Genomic DNA, 18,374 nt, shown 5'->3' with positions numbered 1-18,374 from the left:
CGGCTTGACGCATGAGAGTCACGCTGCGTAACCTCACAGTGAGTTACCAGCCGCGCGGCGGGAAACCCAACCGACCGCGTCGACACAGTGTCCGGGGAGCTATATGTCCAGCGAATACGCCAAACAGCTCGGGGCCAAGCTCCGGGCCATCCGCACCCAGCAGGGCCTTTCCCTCCACGGTGTCGAGGAGAAGTCCCAGGGGCGCTGGAAGGCCGTGGTGGTCGGTTCATATGAGCGCGGTGACCGTGCCGTGACCGTGCAGCGCCTCGCCGAGCTGGCCGATTTCTATGGCGTCCCGGTACAGGAGCTCCTGCCGGGCACCACGCCGGGCGGCGCCGCCGAGCCGCCGCCGAAGCTGGTCCTCGACCTGGAGCGGCTGGCCACCGTGCCGGCCGAGAAGGCAGGCCCCCTGCAGCGCTACGCGGCGACGATCCAGTCCCAGCGCGGCGACTACAACGGCAAGGTGCTCTCGATCCGCCAGGACGACCTGCGCACCCTCGCCGTCATCTACGACCAGTCCCCCTCGGTCCTCACCGAGCAGCTGATCAGCTGGGGTGTCCTGGACGCGGACGCGCGCCGCGCGGTGGCGACGCACGAAGAGGCGTGACCGCCTGCAGCGCCTGAGCAGAAACGTGCCGCCGGGGCGGCCGGAACCGTATGTTCCGGCCGCCCCGGCGGCTTTCTGCGCGCTTGGCAGGGCGCGGAGGTACGGATGCGCCGGGGGGCCCGCAGCAGTCGTGCTGCGGGCCCTCCGGCGCTTGTCGTACGCCTTACGCCTCGTCCCGGCGCAGCGACGGCTTCAGCTCCTTGAGCCGGCCGAGCAGGCCGTTGACGAACGAGGGCGACTCGTCCGTGGAGAACTCCTTGGCGATCTGCACCATCTCGTCCAGGACGACGGCGTCCGGGGTCTCGTCCACCCAGATCAGCTCGTAGGCGCCCAGACGCAGGATGTTGCGGTCGACGACCGGCATCCGGTCGAGCGTCCAGCCCACCGCGTACTGGGAGATCAGCTCGTCGATGCGCCGCGCGTGCTCCGCGTAGCCCTCGACCAGCTGCATCGTGTACTCACTCACCGGCGGCTGCCGGGTGTCGGACCGGGAGAGCCGGATCCAGTCCGCGAGGACCGTCAGGACGTCGGCGCCGCGCTGGTCGCCCTCGAAGAGGATCTGGAAGGCGCGTTTGCGGGCCGTGTTGCGGGCAGCCACGGTTAGCTGTTCACCCGGCCGAGGTAGTCGCTCGTACGGGTGTCGACCTTGATCTTCTCACCGGTGGTGATGAAGAGGGGGACCTGGATCTGGTGGCCGGTCTCCAGGATGGCGGGCTTGGTGCCACCGGTGGAGCGGTCGCCCTGGACACCCGGCTCGGTCTCCTGGATGGTCAGCTCGACGGCGGCCGGGAGCTCGACGAAGAGCACCTCGCCCTCGTGCTGCGCCACGGTGGCCGTGAAGCCCTCGATGAGGAAGTTGGCGGCGTCGCCGACGGCCTTGCGGTCGACCATCAGCTGGTCGTAGGTCTCCATGTCCATGAAGACGAAGTAGTCGCCGTCCATGTACGAGAACTGCATGTCGCGCTTGTCGACAGTGGCCGTCTCGACCTTGACGCCGGCGTTGAAGGTCTTGTCGACCACCTTGCCGGACAGCACGTTCTTGAGCTTGGTGCGCACGAAGGCCGGGCCCTTGCCGGGCTTGACGTGCTGGAACTCGACGACGGACCAGAGCTGGCCGCCTTCGAGCTTGAGCACCAGGCCGTTCTTGAGGTCGTTCGTGGAAGCCACGGTTGCGGAATCTCCTGGACTGACGTACGACCCCGGGGCATGCGCACAGCGCGAGGCTAGAGCGCGAGCAGCTCCTTGGTCGTGATGGTGAGTAGCTCGGGTCCGCCGTCCGCCTCAGGGCGTACGACGAGCGTGTCATCGATCCGGACGCCGCCCCGGCCCGGGAGGTGGACCCCCGGTTCGACGGTGACCGGCACGCAAGCGTCCAGTTTACCCATGGCCGCAGGGGCCAGCTGCGGGTCCTCGTCGATTTCGAGTCCGACGCCGTGTCCCGTCAGCGGTGGTAGAGCCTCAGCATAGCCTGCGGAGCCCAGCACCTGGCGTGCCGCACGGTCGACCTCGCGGTAGGCGGCGCCGGGCGCCAGGGCCTCTCGTCCGGCGCGCTGGGCAGCGAAGACGAGGTCGTACAGCTCGATCTGCCAGTCGGCGGGCGAGGTGCCGATGACGAAGGTACGGCCGATCTCGCAGCGGTAACCGCGGTAGGTGGCGCCCAGGCACACGGAGAGGAAGTCGCCCTCCTCCACCCGGCGGTCGGTGGGGCGGTGGCCGCGGCGGCCGGAGTTCGGGCCGGTGGCCACGGAGGTGGGGAATGCCGGGCCGTCGGCGCCATGGTCGACCAAGCGCCGTTCCAGCTCCAGCGCGAGGTGCCGTTCGGTGCGGCCGACCAGGATGGACTCCAGCAGCTCACCGAGGGCCTGGTCGGCGATCTCGGCGCCGATGCGGAGGCAGGAGATCTCCTCCTCGTCCTTGACGACCCTGAGCTGCTCGACGGCTCCGCCGAGGTCGGCGAGGCGCAGCCGTGGGGCGACGGCGGAGAGGGCTCGGTGGCGGGCGACGGTGAGGTGGTGTTCCTCCACGGCGAGGGATTCGGCGCCTTGGCCTCCGGCGAGATCGGCGGCTGCTACGGCGGAGTCGCCCCCGGGTGCGGGAAGGACGTGCAGCGCCAGCGTCTCGTCGGGGCGGCCCTCGGTCGGCCGGTCGTCCAGCGGGCCGGCGCAGACCAGCAGGTCCTGGCTCTTGCCCAGCAGCAGTACGGCGCCCTGCGGGGCTGCGGCGGCGAGATAGCGCACGTTGGCAGGGCGTGAGATGAGCGCTGCCGCGGTGCCGGCCGCGTTGCAGCGTTCCCTGAGCTGGGCTCGGCGGGTCGCGTACACCTCTGACATGAGATGAGCGTAGGAGTTTTGGGCGGTTTGTGCGTATTGGTGAGGGCCGAGTGGGGTTCGTGAGGGGTGCGGTTGTGTTCTGAGTGCGGGTCGGTGGGGGTTGATCGCGCCCACGCGGCGGAGCCGCGTATCGATACAGCCCCGCGCCCCTGACTTGGACCAGTCAGCCCCTGCTTACCAGCTCGGTGGGCTCGCTATCGCCCTCGCCAGGACGTCGTCCAGTACTCGGGCCGTGCCGGGAACGTCCAGCTGGGAGTTGTCGATGATCGGGAGGCCTGAGCCGTACCAGCCGGCCATGCGGCCGTGGATGCGGGCCACCTCCTCGTCGGTGAGGCGGCGGTTGCCGGAGCGCTCGGCGTTGCGTTCCAGGACGATGTCGAGGCCCGGAAGGAGAACGACCGGGAGCAGGCCCGGGCCGACGTGCCGTTTCCAGCCACCCAGGCCCACGACGGGGCGGTCCGGGAAGACGGCGTCGTCGAGGACGCAGGAGATGCCGTTGGCCAGGAAGTTCCGGGCGGCGAAGCCGCAGGTGCGGCGGGCCAGGCGGTACTGGGCCTCGGAGTTGTCGTTCCACCCGGACTGCGGGTTCGCATAGCCCGCGCGGACCCATTCGCGCACGTCGTCCAGGCTGATGTGGGCGGTGGGCACCCTACGGTGGTCCGCCCAGTACTTGGCGACGCTCGTCTTGCCCGCGCCCGCGGGGCCGATCAGCAGGACGGCCAGCGTGGTGGCCGTGGGGTCCGGGACCGCGGCCGCGGCCGGCGGTGCGGTGGGGACACCGACCGGGCCGCCGGGCGGCAGCGGTACGTGACCGGTCGTGTCGGGCGGTGGCGGGGCGGGGGCGTGCTGCGGAGGTGCGGGCGGCATGGGACCGACGGGGGGTGCGGGAGGTACGGATCCAGGTCCGGCCCCGGGGAAGCCGGGTGGCGGCGGGGGCACGGGTGCGGGACCCTGTGGGGCTCCCGGGTGGTGTGCGGCCGGCGCCCAGCCGGCGTGCGGTCCCTGCCCCGGCTGGTGGGGCGGCGGCAGCGGAGACCCCACTGCGTGCTGCATCCGTTGCCACTCCGTCTCGTACACACATTTGGCGCTGGCAGGCGGGTACGGAGCCCGCTCCCTACCGAACGGTACCGCCCCCGGCCGTCGTTTGGTGAAACGACCGGGGGCGGTCCGAAGTGCCCGGCCCGGGAAGGGAATCGGGCGGAAGGGAACAGCGGAGTACTTACTGGCCCACTTCTCCGTAGGCGGCGAGGAGGACGGCCGGGTCCGGGCCCTCCAGGACGGTCGGCTTCGCCAGTCCGTCCAGCACGATGAAGCGCAGCAGGTCACCGCGGGACTTCTTGTCGACCTTCATCGTCTCGAGCAGCTTGGGCCACTGGTCGTAGCGGTAGTGCAGCGGCAGGCCGACCGACTCCAGGACGGTGCGGTGGCGGTCCGCCGTCGCGTCGTCCAACCGGCCCGCCAGACGGCCCAGTTCGGCGGCGAAGTGCATACCGACCGCGACCGCGGCGCCGTGCCGCCACTTGTAGCGCTCGTTCTTCTCGATCGCGTGGCCGAGCGTGTGGCCGTAGTTCAGGATCTCCCGCAGGCCGGACTCCTTCAGGTCGGAGGAGACGACGTCCGCCTTGACCCGGATCGAGCGCTCGATCAGCTCGGCCGTGTGCGGGCCGGCCGGAGTGCGGGCGGCCTCGGGGTCGGCCTCGATGAGGTCCAGGATCACCGGGTCGGAGATGAAGCCGGCCTTGATGATCTCCGCGAGCCCGGAGACGTAGTCGTTGACCGGGAGGGAGTCCAGCGCGGCCAGGTCGCACAGCACACCGGCCGGCGGGTGGAACGCGCCCACCAGGTTCTTGCCCTCGGCGGTGTTGATGCCGGTCTTGCCGCCGACCGCCGCGTCCACCATGGCCAGCACCGTGGTCGGGACGGCGATCCAGCGCACCCCGCGCAGCCAGGTCGCGGCGACGAAGCCCGCGAGGTCCGTCGTCGCACCGCCGCCCACCCCGACGATGACGTCGGAGCGGGTGAAGTTGGACTGGCCCAGCGCCTTCCAGCAGTAGGCGGCGACCTCGGCGGTCTTGGCCTCCTCCGCGTTGGGCACCTGGATGGCGACGGCCTCGTAGCCCTGATCGGCCAGGTCGGCGCGCAGTGCGTCGCCGGTCTCGGCGAGTGCCTCGGGGTGGATCACCGCGACGCGCTTGGCCTTCGGCCCGATCAACCCGGCCAGCTCGCCCAGGAGTTGCCGGCCGACCAGCACCTCGTACGGGTCGGTGCCCGCGGTGCCTGCGACCTGGATCCGGGTGACTGCCTCGCTCATGCTTCCTTCAACTCCAGTGCGTCCAGCGCCTGTTGGGTGACCTCTTCGGGGGTGCGGCCGTCGGTCGGTACGACCGCGGTGGCGACCTCCTCGTACAGGTGACGGCGGGCCTCCATCAGCTCGCGCCACTGCTTGCGCGGGTTGACGGCGAGCAGCGGGCGGGCCGCGTTGAGGCCGGTGCGCCTGACCGCCTCCTCCACGTCCATGGAGAGGTAGACCACCCGGTGTCCGGCGAGCAGCGCGCGCGTGTCCGCGTCGAGGATCGCCCCGCCGCCGAGCGCGAGGACGCCCTCGTGCTCGGCGAGCGCCGTGTGCACCGTGCGCTTCTCGATCGCGCGGAAGGCGGGCTCGCCGTCGTCCACGAAGATCTCGGCGATGGTGCGGCCCTCGGCGGCGACGATGTCGTCGTCGGTGTCCCGGTAGCCGACCCCGAGCCGCTCGGCCAGCAGCCGCCCGACGGTGGACTTGCCCACGCCCATCGGGCCGACCAGTACGACCGCGGTCATGGCGGTCACCGGATGGCGAGGTTGTCGAGGTACGACTGCACGTTCCGCCGGGTCTCCGGGACGGAGTCGCCGCCGAACTTCTCCGCGACGGCGTCGGCGAGGACGAGCGCCACCATGGCCTCGGCGACGATGCCGGCGGCCGGGACCGCGCACACGTCGGAGCGCTGGTGGTGGGCCTGGGCGGCCTCGCCGGTGGCGACGTCGATGGTCTGCAGGGCCCGGGGCACGGTCGCGATCGGCTTCATCGCGGCGCGTACGCGCAGCAGCTCGCCGGTGCTCAGACCGCCCTCGGTGCCACCGGAGCGTCCGCTGGACCGCTTGATGCCCTCGGGGGTGGTGAGGATCTCGTCGTGCGCCTTGGAGCCGGGCACCCGGGCCAGCTCGAAGCCGTCGCCGACCTCGACGCCCTTGATCGCCTGGATACCCATGAGCGCGGCGGCCAGGCGGGCGTCCAGCCGGCGGTCCCAGTGCACGTGCGAGCCGAGGCCGACCGGGACGCCGTAGGCGAGCACCTCGACCACACCGCCGAGCGTGTCGCCGTCCTTGTGGGCCTGGTCGATCTCCGCGACCATCGCCTTCGACGCGTCGGCGTCCAGGCAGCGCACCGGGTCGGCGTCGAGCTTCTCTACATCGGCCGGGGTCGGGTAGACGCCGTAGGGGGCCTTGGCGGAGGCCAGCTCGACGACGTGGGAGACGATCTCGATGCCGGCCGTCTCCTTCAGGTAGGAGCGGGCGACGGCGCCGAGCGCCACACGCGCGGCGGTCTCACGGGCGGAGGCGCGCTCCAGGATCGGGCGGGCCTCGTCGAAGCCGTACTTCTGCATGCCGGCGAGGTCGGCGTGGCCGGGCCGGGGCCGGGTCAGCGGCGCGTTGCGGGCGAGGCCGTCGAGGATCTCGGGGTCGACCGGGTCGGCCGCCATGACCTGCTCCCACTTGGGCCACTCGGTGTTGCCCACCATGACCGCGATCGGGGAGCCGAGGGTGAGGCCGTGCCGGACACCACCCAGGAAGGTGACCTCGTCACGCTCGAACTTCATCCGCGCACCGCGGCCATAGCCGAGCCGCCGCCGCGCCAGGTGGTCCGCCACCATCTCCGTGGTGATCGGCACGCCGGCGGGAAGCCCCTCCAGCGTCGCGACAAGTGCGGGACCGTGGGACTCCCCCGCGGTCAGCCAACGCAGCCTGCTCAACGGTGCTCCTCAGTGTTCGCGCCCGGTACTGCCCTCCGTACCCGCGTCCTCGCGTACGGCGACGGCGCGACCGGGTGCGCGACCCCGGTCCGCCACCTCCGATCCTCCCACGTCCGGGGGCGGTGTCCGGCCGCTGGTCCAGCAGGCGGGACGGAGCGGCGGAGCGGAGGCGGCCGTTCAGCGCGCGGCGAGTGCCTTCTCTCCGGCGTGCCGCATGGCTTCCAGGGGTGCCGGGGAGATGCCGGTCATCTGCTCGACCTGGAGAACGGCCTGGTGGACGAGCAGGTCCAGGCCGCTGACGACGGCGCCGCCGAACATCGACCAGCGGGCCGCCAGCTCGGTGGGCCAGGGCTCGTAGAGCACGTCGAAGAGGGTGGCGGGGCGCTCGGGTACGGCGGTGGCGAGGGCGTCGGTGGCCCCGGCCGGGGTGGTGGCGATCACCAGGGGGGCCTTCAGGGCCTGCTGGGCGTCGGCCCAGTCCGCCGTACGGACGTCCACGTCGAGCCGTTCGCCCCACTGGCGCATCTCGGCGGCGCGGGCCTCGCTGCGGACGTAGGCGACGACCTCGCCGGTGCAGATCCGGGCGAGCGCGGCCAGGGCCGAGGAGGCGGTGGCGCCGGCGCCGAGGATCGCGGCGGAGTCGACCTGTTCGATGCCGTGCTCGCGCAGGGCGGCCACCATGCCCGGGATGTCGGTGTTGTCGCCGATGCGGCGGCCGTCCTCGGTGAAGACCACCGTGTTGACGGCGTCGACCGAGGCGGCGGTCTCACTGATCTCGTCCACCAGCGGGATGACCGCCCGCTTCAGCGGCATGGTCAGCGACAGCCCCGCCCACTCCGGCCCGAGCTTCTCGATGAAGTCGGGCAGGGTGTCCTCGTCGATCTCGAAGCGGCCGTACGACCAGTCGGTGAGCCCGAGTGCGTCGTAGGCCGCCCGGTGCAGCACCGGGGAGAGGGAGTGGGCGATGGGCTTACCGAGTACGGCGGCCCGGCGGGCTTCAGTTGCCCGAGGTGGCATTGAATTTGTCCTTGAGCTGCTGGAATTCGGCGTAGGTCTTGGCGAATTCGGTATTGGTCGTACCGTCGGTCGCCACGAAATAGATCCAGCCGTCGTGGGTCGGATTCAGTGCCGCCTTCATCGCGTCCTCACCGGGGTTGCCGATCGGACCGGGCGGAAGGCCCTTGTGGGTGTAGGTGTTGTACGGGCTCTGGTTGCTGTTGATCTCCTTTTCGGAGATGTGGATGTTGCTCGTGCCCTTGAGATAGTTGTACGTCGAGTCGAACTGGAGCAGCTGGTTGGTCTCGGTGTTGGTGGGCTTCAGACGGTTGTAGATCACTTCCGCCATCTTGCGGAAGTCGTCGTGCGTCTTGCCCTCGGCCTGGACCAGGCTCATGACCGTGACGAGCTGGAACGCGTTGTTCAGACCCAGCGTCTTCGCCTTTGTCTGCAGGTCGTAGGCGGCGTACTTCTCCTTGGCCTGGGTGACCATCTGCTTCAGGATCGCGTCGGGCTTCATGCCCTTCGCGGCCGCATAGGTACCCGGGAACAGGAAGCCCTCCAGCGGGTCCTGGACTTGACCGCTGGTCTGCGCCCAGCTCGGCAGACCGAGTTTCCTGGACTGCTGCTTGGCGATCTTCCGGGTGGTTCCGGTGGACAGTTGGAGTTTCTTGTCGATCGCCGCGTAGACACCCGCGTTACGCTCGCCGGGCGTGACGATCACGTTGTTCTGGCTCTTCGGGTCGAGCATCAACTGGACGGCGCTGGCGGCGGACATCTGCTTCTCCAGCGTATAGACGCCTTCCTGGAGGCCCTTGCCCTTGGGGTTCGCCTGCAGTGCGGAGACGAACGCGTCCGCGCTCTCGACGACGCCCGCCTCCCTCAGCTTCTGTCCGATCTCCCAGCCGCCGGCACCCTTCGGGATGGTGACCGTGACCTGTTCGCCGTTTCCGCTGCCCGCGTAGTCAGGGGCCGGGCCGAAACGATTTTGGTAGTACTTCCAGCCGAAGTAGCCGACCGTGCCGAGGCCGCCGCCGAAGACCAGGACGACCACCATGCAGGCGCAGCCGGTGCGCCGCTTCTTGCTCTTGACGGGTTTCTTGCCGCGCCGTTCGCCACGGCCGGACCTGCTGTCCGCCTCGTCGTCGGCGTCCTCGTCGTCGCCGCCCCCGGCGAAGAAGGCGTGTTCGCCCTGGTCCTCACCCGGGTCCCAGCCGGTCTCGGGATCCGGGTCCGTTCTCGGCTCGGGGCTCCTGCGACCGGGCGGCACCGGCGGCGGGTAGGCGTCCTCGGTGCCGTAGAAGTCGGGCTGCTCTCCGCCGTAGGCCACCGGCTGCTGGCCGTACGGGTCGCCGGGGTCGGCCGCGTACGGCACATGGCCGTGCGTGCCGGTCGCGTCCCAGCCGCCCTGGTGCTGGTACTGCTGCGGGGTGTGCACCGCGAACTGCTGCTGGTCCTGACCGGCATACTGCTGGTCCTGACCTGCGTAGTGCTGATGGCCCTGTTCGTCGTAGTACTGGTACTGCTGCTGGTCGTACCCGGGCTGCTGACCCTGGGTCCAGTCGCCGTACTGCGGCTGGGGGTACTGCTGCTGTGGCTGGCCGCCGTAGGGGGACTGCTGACCCACGTGGGCCTGCTGTCCTCCCCATCCGCCGTCCCCGTACAACGGGTCCTCCGGATGCCACGGTTCGGGGCCAGGGCCCCGGCCATACTCAGTCATCGATCCCCTAGAGCCGCGAGGCCGACGGTCGCGCGGCCGGTGCTCCGGCTTCCGTTCCGCCTCTTGCTGTGCGGCGGCTGTTCGAACACCGCCGCATCGCGCGGAACGTTACCGTATCGCGATCAGATGACCACTTCGACGCCCTCGCCGGGTGCTTTACCTGACACCCGTTCGGATTCCAGGGCCTGCTGCAGGATGATGACGGCTGCTGCCTGGTCGATGACGGCCCGGCCCTTCTTGGATTTCACCCCCGAGGCGCGCAGTCCCTGACTGGCCGTCACGGTCGTCATCCGCTCGTCCACCAGCCGGACCGGAACGGGCTTGATGCCCTTGGCGAGTTCCTGGGCGAAGGTGCGGACCTTCAGGGCGGCGGGGCCCTCGCCCCCCTTGAGGGAGCGAGGGAGTCCGACGACGACCTCGATCGGTTCGTACTCCTCCACCAGCTGCCTGAGCCGGCGGTGGGCGGCCGGGATGTCCCGGCCGGGGACGGTCTCCACCGGAGTGGCGAGGATCCCGTCGGGGTCACACGAGGCGACCCCGATCCGGGCGTCCCCGACGTCGATCGAGAGTCGGCGTCCTCTGCGCATTTCCGACCGTTTCCTTACTCGGCTGTCACTTGGCGGTGTCGGCGACGAGTCGCTCGACGGCCTCGACGGCCTCGCCGACGGCGGCCGGGTTCTGGCCGCCGCCCTGGGCGACGTCCGGCTTGCCGCCACCGCCGCCGCCGAGGGTCTTGGCGGCGGTACGGACCAGGTCACCGGCCTTGAGACCGCGCTCGCGGGCGGCCTCGTTGGTGGCGATGACCGTCAGCGGCTTGCCGTTGTTCACCGTGAAGAGGGCGACCACGGCGGCCCGGCCGCCCTGGATGCGGCCGCGCACGTCGAGGACCAGCTTGCGCAGGTCGTCCGGCGTGGTGCCGTCCGGGACCTGGCCGGTGACCAGGGCGATGCCGCGGATGTCCTTGGCGGACCCGGCGAGACCGGCGGCGGCCTGCAGCACCTTCTCGGCGCGGAACTTCTCGATCTCCTTCTCGGCGTCCTTCAGCTTGCCGAGCATGGCGGAGACCTTCTCCGGGAGCTCCTCCGGGCGGCCCTTGATCAGCTCCTGGAGCTGGGCGACGACCGTGTGCTCGCGGGCGAGGAAGTTGTAGGCGTCGACGCCGACCAGGGCCTCGATACGGCGGACACCCGAACCGATGGAGGACTCGCCGAGCAGCTTCACCAGGCCCAGCTGGGCGGTGTTGTGCACGTGGGTGCCGCCGCACAGCTCCTTGGAGAAGTCGCCGATGGTCACGACGCGGACCCGCTCGCCGTACTTCTCGCCGAACTCGGCGATGGCGCCCTGCTTCTTGGCCTCGTCGATGCCCATGATCTCGGCGTGCACGTCGAGGTCGCGGGCGAGCACCTCGTTGATCTTCTGCTCGACGTCGGTCATCACGGCCGTCGGGACGGCGGACGGGGAACCGAAGTCGAAGCGGAAGCGGCCGGGCTGGTTCTCGGAACCGGCCTGGGCGGCCGTCGGGCCGAGGGCGTCACGCAGGGCCTGGTGGGTCAGGTGGGTGGCCGAGTGGGCGCGGGCGATGGCCTTGCGGCGGCGGTGGTCGATCGAGGCGTGGGCCTTGGCACCGACCGTGACCTCGCCGACCTGCACGACACCCTTGTGGACGTACACGCCCGGGACCGGCTTCTGGCAGTCGCGGATCTCGATCACGGCACCGGAGTCGACCTTGATGCGGCCGGTGTCACCGATCTGGCCGCCGCCCTCGGCGTAGAACGGGGTGCGGTCGAGGACGATCTCGACCTCGTCGCCCTCGGTGGCGGCCGGGGAGGACACGCCGTCGACGAGGATGCCGACGATCGTGGTCTCGCCCTCGGTGTCGGTGTAGCCGATGAAGTCGGTCTCGCCGGTCCTGTCGGCGATCTCGCGGTAGGCACCGGCGCCGGCGTGGCCGGTCTTCTTGGCCTGGGCGTCGGCCTTGGCGCGCTCCCGCTGCTCCTTCATCAGGCGGCGGAAGCCGTCCTCGTCCACGGACAGCCCCTGCTCGGCGGCCATCTCCAGGGTGAGGTCGATCGGGAAGCCCCAGGTGTCGTGGAGCAGGAACGCCTTGTCGCCGGGCAGGACGGTGGAGCCGGCCTGCTTGGTCTCGGTGACGGCGGTGTCGAGGATGTTGGTGCCGGCCTTCAGCGTCTTGAGGAAGGCGTTCTCCTCGGCGAGGGCGACCTTCTCGATGCGCTCGCGGTCGGTGACCAGCTCCGGGTACTGCTGACCCATCATGGCGATGACGGTGTCGATCAGGTCGAGGACGACCGGACCGGTGGCGCCCAGCAGGCGCATGTTGCGGATGGCGCGGCGCATGATGCGGCGCAGGACGTAGCCGCGGCCCTCGTTGCCGGGGGTGACGCCGTCGCCGATGAGCATCACCGACGTACGCATGTGGTCGGTGACCACACGCAGCGAGACGTCCGAGTCGTGGGCGTCGCCGTAGGCCACGCCGGTCAGCTCGGTGGCCTTCTTGATGACGGCCATGGAGGTGTCGATCTCGTACATGTTCTGCACGCCCTGCAGAATCATGGCGAGGCGCTCCATGCCGAGGCCCGTGTCGATGTTCTTGCTCGGCAGCTCGCCGAGGATCTCGAAGTTGTCCTTGCCGATGCCCTCGCCGCGCTCGTACTGCATGAAGACGAGGTTCCAGATCTCCACGTACCGCTCGTCGTTGACGGCGGGGCCGCCCTCGACGCCGAACTCGGGGCCGCGGTCGTAGTTGATCTCGGAGCAGGGGCCACAGGGTCCGGGGACGCCCATGGACCAGTAGTTGTCCTTCATGCCGAGGCGCTGGATGCGCTCCTTGGGCACGCCGACGACGTCGTGCCAGATGCGCTCGGCCTCGTCGTCGTCCTGGTAGACGGTGATCCAGAGCTTCTCCGGCTCCAGGCCGTAACCACCCTTGTCCTGGGGCGTGGTGAGCAGCTCCCAGGCGTACTTGATGGCGCCTTCCTTGAAGTAGTCGCCGAAGGAGAAGTTGCCGCACATCTGGAAGAACGTGCCGTGGCGCGTGGTCTTGCCGACCTCTTCGATGTCGGGCGTGCGCACGCACTTCTGCACGCTGGTGGCGCGGTCGAACGGCGGCTTGACCTCACCCAGGAAGTAGGGCTTGAAGGGCACCATGCCGGCGGGGACGAGGAGCAGAGTCGGGTCGTCCGCGATGAGCGACGCCGAAGGGACGACGGTGTGCCCGCGCTCCTCGAAGAAGCTCAGCCAGCGGCGGCGAATCTCGGCCGACTCCATCAGTGGTCCTCATTCCGGTTGTACGAGTACGTCGTGTTCTCGATGTACTTCGGGTTGCTGCGGTCGTTCTCGATGGCGGCGTACCGCCGGGGCGCGGGGAGTTCGGGGTTCTCCTGGATGCCCAGCGCCTCCCCCAGCTCGGCCTCCCGCTGCGCCATGTTGTCGCGGACGTCGAGCGCGAAGCCGACCGCGCGGTCCTTCAGGCGCTGACCGGTCTCCAATGCCTTGTTGGCCGCGGTCGCGGCGAGGCTCTCGGGGGTCAGCTGCTTCAGCTTGCGGTTGACCTTGGTGGTGGCCCACACACCGGCGGCGACACCCGTGGTGAACCAGAACGTACGGCGGAACATCGCTCGGTCAGTCCTTCTTTCCCCGGTTGCTCCGCTTCCGTGCCGCCGGGACCGTACGGCCCACGATCACGGTACGCCTGGGCTCCTTGGCGGGCACGTTCTCCTTGCGGCCGCCGATCGCCCTGCGCACGCCGTAGCCGAAGGCCGCGACCTTGACCAGCGGGCCGCCGAAGGTGGAGGCGACGGTGGTCGACAGCGCGGAGGCGTTCGACGTGACCTCCTGGACGTCGGAGGCGATCGCGTCGACCCGGTCGATCTGGGTCTGCGCGGAGCGCACGGCCGCGGAGGCGTCGGCGAGCAGCGGGACGGCCTGGTCGGTCACGTCCGCCACGAGCTTGGTGGTCGCCTTGAGCGTCTGGGCCAGCCTCGCCAGTGCGACGGCGAGGAAGGAGACCAGGATCGCCCAGAAGACGGCCACCAGGATCCCGGCCACCTCTCCACCGGACACTGTGCGCACCCGCTCCCTGAAAACGTGCCTGAGCATCGAAAAAGTCGTGCACCGAGCCTATCGCGCCACGGGTGGCGCTCCGTACCGGATTACGGTCGGCGGACGGCGGAGTTGCGGGAAGCGATTGTACGGAATGAACACGGTTCAGTACGCTCCGTGTCCCATGCGAGGTCCTCAGCGCCCCGGCCCGTCCGCGGACGGCGATCTGCCCCTTGAACTCACCTCTTTCGTCGGGCGCTCGGCCGAACTCGCGGAGCTGGCCGAGGCGATGGAGGCGGCCCGGCTGGTGACGGTGACCGGGGTCGGCGGAGTGGGCAAGTCCCGGCTGGCCGTACGGGCGGCGGCACGGTCGGCGCCGCCGGACGGGGTGTGGCGGGTCGAGCTGGCGCCGGTCCGGGATCCGCAGTTCGTGGAGTACGCGGTCGTGGAGGCGCTGGGGCTGACCGACCACACCACCCGGCTGCCCCGGGAGATCCTGCTCGAGCGTCTCGCCTGCCGCCGCGTCCTGCTGGTGCTGGACGGGTTCGAGCACCTGGTGGCGGCCTGCGCCGAGCTGGTGTCCGAGCTGCTGCGCAGGTTGCCGGAGCTGCGGGTGCTGGCCGTAGGGCGGCGTCCGCTGGGGCTGACGGGCGAGCGGCTGTTCCCGCTGGCACCGCTCGTCGAGGACGAGGCGGTGGAGCTGTTCGCGGACCGGGCCCGGCAGCACGGGCTGGATACGGGTGACTGCCCGGTGGTGCGGGAGCTGTGCGGTCGGCTGGAGGGGATCCCGCTGGCTCTTGAGCTGGCCGCGGGACGGCTGTGGGCGCTGTCACCGGCTCAGCTGCTGGAGCGTCTCGACGACCGGTTCCGGCTGCTGACCGGCGGCGGCCGGGACGCCCTCCCCCGCCACCAGACGCTGCGCACGGCGATCGGCTGGAGTCATGAGCTGTGCACTCCGGCCGAGCGGCTGCTGTGGGCGCGGCTCTCGGTGTTCGCGCAGACCTTCGACCTGGAGGCGGCCGAGTACGTGTGCAGCGGGGACGGGCTGGCCGCCGAGGACGTCCTGGACGTGCTCGCGGAGCTGCTCGCTCAGTCGGTGATCTCCCGCGAGGAGACACCGACGGGCCCCCGCTACCGGATGCTGGACACGGTCCGGGCCTACGGCGCCGACTGGCTGGAGGCGACGGGGGACGCGGTACGGCTGCGACGGCGGCACCGCGACTGGTATCTGGGCCTGGCGACCTGGTGCGAGCTGGACTGGTTCTCGCCCCGGCAGCGCGAGGTGGCCGCACGGATCGAGGTCGAGCTGCCGAACCTGCGCACCGCCCTGGAGTTCTGCCTGACCGAGCCGGACGAGGCGCATCTGGGCCAGTATCTGGCGGGCTCGCTGTGGTTCTGCTGGGCGGGCTGCGGGCGGCTGTCCGAGGGGCGGCGCTGGCTGGAGCGCAGCGTGGAGCTGGAGTCGGAGTACGAGCAGTCCCGGCTGAAGGCGCTGTGGGTGCTCGGCTATGTGGCGATCCTGCAGGGCGACACCGTGCCGGCGCTGGCCGCGCTGCGGGAGTGCCGGGTACAGGCGGAGCGGGTCGCGGACCTGACGGCGGTGGCGTACGCGGAGCACCGCACCGGCTGTCTGGCCCTGGTCACGGACGACATGGCGCGCGCAGAAACGCTGCTGCGCTCGGCGCTCGACCGCTACCAGGAGATCGGCGAGCTGAACAGCAACGTGCTGATGGGCCAGGTCGAGCTGGCGATGACGCGGGCGTTCCAGGGGGACCTGGCGGACGCGGTGCGGCTGTGCGAGGACGTGCGCCGGGTGTGCGAGGACCACGGGGAGCGGTGGGCACGGTCGTACGCGCTGTACGTGCTGGCCTACGCGGCCTGGCGGGACGGGGATCCGGCCGGCGCGCGGGAGCTGCTCGCGGACTGTCTGGACAACGCGCACGCCTTCCACGATCTGCTGGGCTCGGTGCTGTCCCTGGAGCTGCTCGCCCTGGTGACGGCGGCCCAGGGCGACCCGGCCGAGGCGGCGGTCCTGCAGGGCGCCGCGGGCCGCATGTGGCCGTCGGTGGGGCTGCCGCTGTTCGGCTCGGCGTACTACAACGCCCCACACGAATTGTGCGAGGCGACGGCCCGGCAGGCGCTCGGCGACGAGCGGTACGAGGAGTGCGTACGCGAGGGAGCGCGGCTGGACCGGGACGCGGCCGTGGCCCGGGCGCTGGGCGGCGGCGGTGTACGGCCGCTGGAGGCGCTGCCCGCGCCGCGCGGACCGGTGTCGCACGCCCTCGGGGACGCCGGGAAAAGCAGACCCGCCGCCTCGCCCACCCGGAAGGGCGGGGAGACGGCGGGCTGAGGTGCTGCGCCGGGGCTGGGATCAGCGGGCGTAGTACTCGACGACGAGCTGCTCGTCGCAGATCACCGGGATCTCCTTGCGGTTCGGCTCGCGGTCCAGGCGGAACGCCAGGGCCTTGAGGTTCACCTGCAGGTAGCGCGGGGTCTCACCGTCGGGGGCGAAGCCACCCTCGCGGGCGATCTGGAAGAGCGTCTTGTCCTTGGAGCGGTCGCGGACCTGCACGACGTCGTCCGGACGGACACGGAAGGACGGCTTGTCGACCTTCTGGCCGTTGACCTGGATGTGGCCGTGGACGACCATCTGGCGGGCCTGGTAGATCGTGCGGGCGATGCCCGAACGCAGGACCAGCGCGTCGAGACGGCGCTCGAGCTCGATGATCAGGGCCTCACCGGTCTTGCCCTGGACCTTGGAGGCACGCTCGTAGGCGCGGACGAGCTGACGCTCGGACACGTCGTACTGCGCACGCAGACGCTGCTTCTCGAGCAGACGGACCTTGTAGTCCGAGTTCTGCTTGCGGCCGCGGCCGTGCTCACCCGGCGGGTAGGGGCGGGCCTCGAAGTACTTGACGGCCTTCGGGGTCAGCGCGATGCCGAGGGCACGCGACTTCTTGACCTTGGGGCGGGACTGGTTCGCCACTGTCTCTATCTCTTTCGTCGTTTTCGGCTCGTCAGAGTTAGGGAGGTCGCATCCGCAGCCGGGAAAACCCGCCGGGTCCGCAGGGGACCTGCCGGGCAGCCGCTTCCCTGGTCTGGGCACATACGTGCAGCACGCGAGTGGCCCACCGACCTCTCCCGGGATTCCGGGTGGTGGTGGGCTGCCCGCGACACCGTTCGACGGTGCGCGACGCTCCTGGAGTCAGTCCCGAGGGACTGGATCTCCGGCTGGCTGTCCCGCTCTGACTGCGCGGAACTCAGCACTTCGGGCAAGTCTACAGGGCGCTCAGGACCGCTTGCGACCGAGGTGCTTGCGGGTCCATTCGACGGCGTCCGCGTATCTGGCCTCGGCGCCGTGCCGGGTCGGTGTGTAGTACTCGCGGTCCTTGAGGGCGTCCGGGGCGTACTGCTGCTGGGCGATGCCCTCGGGCAGGTCGTGCGGGTACACGTAGCCCTGCGCGTGGCCGAGCTTGGCCGCGCCCTTGTAGTGCCCGTCCCGCAGGTGCGGCGGGACCGATCCCGCCAGGCCCTTGCGTACGTCCTCCATGGCGGCGCCGATCGCGGTGGTCGCGGCGTTGGACTTGGGGGCGAGCGCGAGGGCGATGGTGGCGTGGCTGAGGGTGAGGGCGGCCTCGGGGAAGCCGATCATGGCGACGGCCTGGGCGGCGGCGACCGCGATGGGCAGCGCGTTGGGGTCGGCCAGGCCGATGTCCTCGCTGGCGGAGATCATCAGGCGGCGGGCGATGAAGCGGGGGTCCTCGCCGGCCTCGATCATGCGGGCCAGGTAGTGCAGGGCGGCGTCGACGTCGGAGCCGCGGATGGACTTGATGAGGGCGCTGGCGACGTCGTAGTGCTGGTCGCCGTCGCGGTCGTACTTCACCGCGGCCCGGTCGACGGTCTGCTCCAGGGTCTGGAGGCTGATCTCCGTCTCGCCCTGGTCGAGGGCGGCCCCGGCGGCGGCCTCCAGGGCGGTCAGGGCGCGCCGGGCGTCGCCCCCGGCGATGCGCAGGAGGTGGTCCTCGGTGTCCTCCGGGAGGGAGACGGCCGCCTTGAGGCCGCGCTCGTCGCTCAGCGCCCGCTTCAGCAGTCCCCGGATGTCGTCGTCGGTGAGGGGTTCGAGGGTGAGGAGGAGGGAGCGGGAGAGCAGCGGGGAGATGACCGAGAAGTACGGGTTCTCCGTGGTCGCCGCGATCAGCGTCACCCAGCGGTTCTCGACCGCGGGGAGCAGGGAGTCCTGCTGGGCCTTGCTGAAGCGGTGGATCTCGTCCAGGAAGAGGACGGTCTCCTTGCCGAAGCCGCCGGTGGCGCGGCGGGCTCCGTCGATGACCGCGCGGACCTCCTTGACGCCCGCGGTGATCGCGGACAGCTCCACGAACCGCTTGTTGGTCGCCTTGGAGACGACGTAGGCGAGCGTCGTCTTGCCGGTGCCGGGCGGGCCCCAGAGGATCACCGAGGACGGTCCGGCCGGGCCGCCGTTGCCCTCGCCGACCAGTCTGCGCAGCGGGGATCCCGGCTTGAGCAGGTGCTGCTGGCCCACCACCTCGTCGAGGGTGCGCGGGCGCATGCGGACCGCCAGGGGACTGCCGGCCGGGTCCTTCTCCTGGCGTTCCTCTGCTGCGGCGGTGAACAGGTCGGGTTCCACGCCTTGAACC

The 18,374-nt window shown here is 70.6% G+C and carries 17 protein-coding genes; 2 read left to right on the top strand and 15 right to left on the bottom strand.

What is annotated here, in order from left to right; translation table 11 throughout:
- Positions 1-103 precede the first annotated feature (103 nt).
- Positions 104-607, top strand: a complete 504-nt coding sequence (bldD, locus tag CRP49_RS27350; RefSeq protein ID WP_014671524.1) for a transcriptional regulator BldD — start codon at positions 104-106, stop codon at positions 605-607.
- A 163-nt stretch (positions 608-770) separates the two neighbouring features.
- Here the strand turns inward: bldD and nusB are convergent, their stop codons facing one another.
- The 13 genes from nusB to CRP49_RS27285 all read right to left on the bottom strand — a co-directional run bounded on the left by nusB (position 771) and on the right by CRP49_RS27285 (position 13,740).
- Positions 771-1,205, bottom strand: a complete 435-nt coding sequence (gene nusB / locus CRP49_RS27345; protein WP_097255767.1) for a transcription antitermination factor NusB — start codon at positions 1,203-1,205, stop codon at positions 771-773.
- Between the two features lie 2 nt (positions 1,206-1,207).
- Complete coding sequence (efp, locus tag CRP49_RS27340; RefSeq protein WP_094220735.1) at positions 1,208-1,774, bottom strand: elongation factor P; 567 nt, start codon at positions 1,772-1,774, stop codon at positions 1,208-1,210.
- Positions 1,775-1,830: 56 nt separating this feature from the next.
- Positions 1,831-2,937, bottom strand: a complete 1,107-nt coding sequence (locus tag CRP49_RS27335) for an aminopeptidase P family protein (RefSeq protein WP_097255766.1) — start codon at positions 2,935-2,937, stop codon at positions 1,831-1,833.
- Positions 2,938-3,111: 174 nt separating this feature from the next.
- Positions 3,112-3,990 (bottom strand): Pro-rich N-terminal domain-containing protein, encoded by an 879-nt coding sequence (locus CRP49_RS27330; protein ID WP_097255765.1) that lies wholly within the window; start codon positions 3,988-3,990, stop codon positions 3,112-3,114.
- A gap of 166 nt (positions 3,991-4,156) precedes the next feature.
- Positions 4,157-5,248 carry a 3-dehydroquinate synthase gene (gene aroB / locus CRP49_RS27325; RefSeq protein WP_097255764.1) on the bottom strand — a complete coding sequence of 364 codons (1,092 nt, stop codon included), beginning with the start codon at positions 5,246-5,248 and terminating at the stop codon, positions 4,157-4,159.
- Positions 5,245-5,754, bottom strand: coding sequence for a shikimate kinase (locus tag CRP49_RS27320; protein ID WP_097257554.1), 510 nt, complete (start codon positions 5,752-5,754; stop codon positions 5,245-5,247). The genes aroB and CRP49_RS27320 overlap by 4 nt, the downstream gene beginning before the upstream one ends.
- 5 nt (positions 5,755-5,759) lie before the next feature.
- Positions 5,760-6,944, bottom strand: a complete 1,185-nt coding sequence (gene aroC, locus CRP49_RS27315; protein WP_094220730.1) for a chorismate synthase — start codon at positions 6,942-6,944, stop codon at positions 5,760-5,762.
- A 177-nt stretch (positions 6,945-7,121) separates the two neighbouring features.
- Positions 7,122-7,961, bottom strand: coding sequence for a shikimate dehydrogenase (locus tag CRP49_RS27310; RefSeq protein WP_097255763.1), 840 nt, complete (start codon positions 7,959-7,961; stop codon positions 7,122-7,124).
- The gene (mltG, locus tag CRP49_RS27305; protein ID WP_097255762.1) at positions 7,942-9,660 is read right to left on the bottom strand and encodes an endolytic transglycosylase MltG; all 1,719 of its coding nucleotides are present in this window, start codon (positions 9,658-9,660) and stop codon (positions 7,942-7,944) included. The genes CRP49_RS27310 and mltG overlap by 20 nt, the downstream gene beginning before the upstream one ends.
- Positions 9,661-9,782: 122 nt before the next feature.
- Positions 9,783-10,247 (bottom strand): Holliday junction resolvase RuvX, encoded by a 465-nt coding sequence (gene ruvX / locus CRP49_RS27300; protein WP_097255761.1) that lies wholly within the window; start codon positions 10,245-10,247, stop codon positions 9,783-9,785.
- Positions 10,248-10,272: 25 nt separating this feature from the next.
- Positions 10,273-12,945, bottom strand: a complete 2,673-nt coding sequence (gene alaS / locus CRP49_RS27295) for an alanine--tRNA ligase (RefSeq protein WP_097255760.1) — start codon at positions 12,943-12,945, stop codon at positions 10,273-10,275.
- A complete protein-coding gene (locus CRP49_RS27290) occupies positions 12,945-13,292 on the bottom strand; it encodes a hypothetical protein (RefSeq protein ID WP_097255759.1) in 348 nt (115 codons plus the stop codon). Before CRP49_RS27290 ends, alaS begins: the two co-directional genes overlap by 1 nt.
- 7 nt (positions 13,293-13,299) lie before the next feature.
- On the bottom strand, positions 13,300-13,740 hold the full coding sequence (locus CRP49_RS27285) for a DUF948 domain-containing protein (protein WP_094220724.1): 441 nt from the start codon (positions 13,738-13,740) through the stop codon (positions 13,300-13,302).
- Between the two features lie 163 nt (positions 13,741-13,903).
- Here CRP49_RS27285 and CRP49_RS27280 point away from each other — a divergent pair, with 163 nt between their 5' ends.
- Positions 13,904-16,069: an AAA family ATPase gene (locus CRP49_RS27280; RefSeq protein ID WP_257033497.1), complete on the top strand. Its 2,166-nt coding sequence runs from the start codon at positions 13,904-13,906 to the stop codon at positions 16,067-16,069.
- A gap of 21 nt (positions 16,070-16,090) precedes the next feature.
- Here CRP49_RS27280 and rpsD read toward each other — a convergent pair whose 3' ends face one another.
- Both rpsD and CRP49_RS27270 read right to left on the bottom strand, forming a co-directional pair.
- Entirely contained in the window at positions 16,091-16,705 is a 615-nt protein-coding gene (gene rpsD / locus CRP49_RS27275) for a 30S ribosomal protein S4 (RefSeq protein WP_066996810.1), read from the bottom strand.
- Positions 16,706-17,008: 303 nt separating this feature from the next.
- Positions 17,009-18,364: a replication-associated recombination protein A gene (locus CRP49_RS27270; RefSeq protein WP_097255757.1), complete on the bottom strand. Its 1,356-nt coding sequence runs from the start codon at positions 18,362-18,364 to the stop codon at positions 17,009-17,011.
- Between the last annotated feature and the right edge of the window lie 10 nt (positions 18,365-18,374).

The sequence above is a fragment of the Streptomyces sp. Ag109_G2-15 genome, assembly GCF_900215565.1.
In the GTDB taxonomy this organism is placed as follows: domain Bacteria; phylum Actinomycetota; class Actinomycetes; order Streptomycetales; family Streptomycetaceae; genus Streptomyces; species Streptomyces diastatochromogenes.
Note: the sequence above shows the minus strand (reverse complement) of the source record. Positions and strands in the feature narration are given on the sequence as shown.

Excerpts from the sequence above, each read along its gene's own strand:
- CRP49_RS27320 (WP_097257554.1), bottom strand. The coding sequence starts at position 5,754 with ATGACCGCGGTCGTACTGGTCGGCCCGATGGGCGTGGGCAAGTCCACC.
- alaS (WP_097255760.1), bottom strand. The coding sequence starts at position 12,945 with ATGGAGTCGGCCGAGATTCGCCGCCGCTGGCTGAGCTTCTTCGAGGAG.
- mltG (WP_097255762.1), bottom strand. The coding sequence starts at position 9,660 with ATGACTGAGTATGGCCGGGGCCCTGGCCCCGAACCGTGGCATCCGGAG.
- aroB (WP_097255764.1), bottom strand. The coding sequence starts at position 5,248 with ATGAGCGAGGCAGTCACCCGGATCCAGGTCGCAGGCACCGCGGGCACC.
- CRP49_RS27280 (WP_257033497.1), top strand. The coding sequence starts at position 13,904 with ATGCGAGGTCCTCAGCGCCCCGGCCCGTCCGCGGACGGCGATCTGCCC.
- CRP49_RS27335 (WP_097255766.1), bottom strand. The coding sequence starts at position 2,937 with ATGTCAGAGGTGTACGCGACCCGCCGAGCCCAGCTCAGGGAACGCTGC.
- CRP49_RS27330 (WP_097255765.1), bottom strand. The coding sequence starts at position 3,990 with ATGCAGCACGCAGTGGGGTCTCCGCTGCCGCCGCCCCACCAGCCGGGG.
- ruvX (WP_097255761.1), bottom strand. The coding sequence starts at position 10,247 with ATGCGCAGAGGACGCCGACTCTCGATCGACGTCGGGGACGCCCGGATC.
- CRP49_RS27290 (WP_097255759.1), bottom strand. The coding sequence starts at position 13,292 with ATGTTCCGCCGTACGTTCTGGTTCACCACGGGTGTCGCCGCCGGTGTG.
- bldD (WP_014671524.1), top strand. The coding sequence starts at position 104 with ATGTCCAGCGAATACGCCAAACAGCTCGGGGCCAAGCTCCGGGCCATC.
- CRP49_RS27310 (WP_097255763.1), bottom strand. The coding sequence starts at position 7,961 with ATGCCACCTCGGGCAACTGAAGCCCGCCGGGCCGCCGTACTCGGTAAG.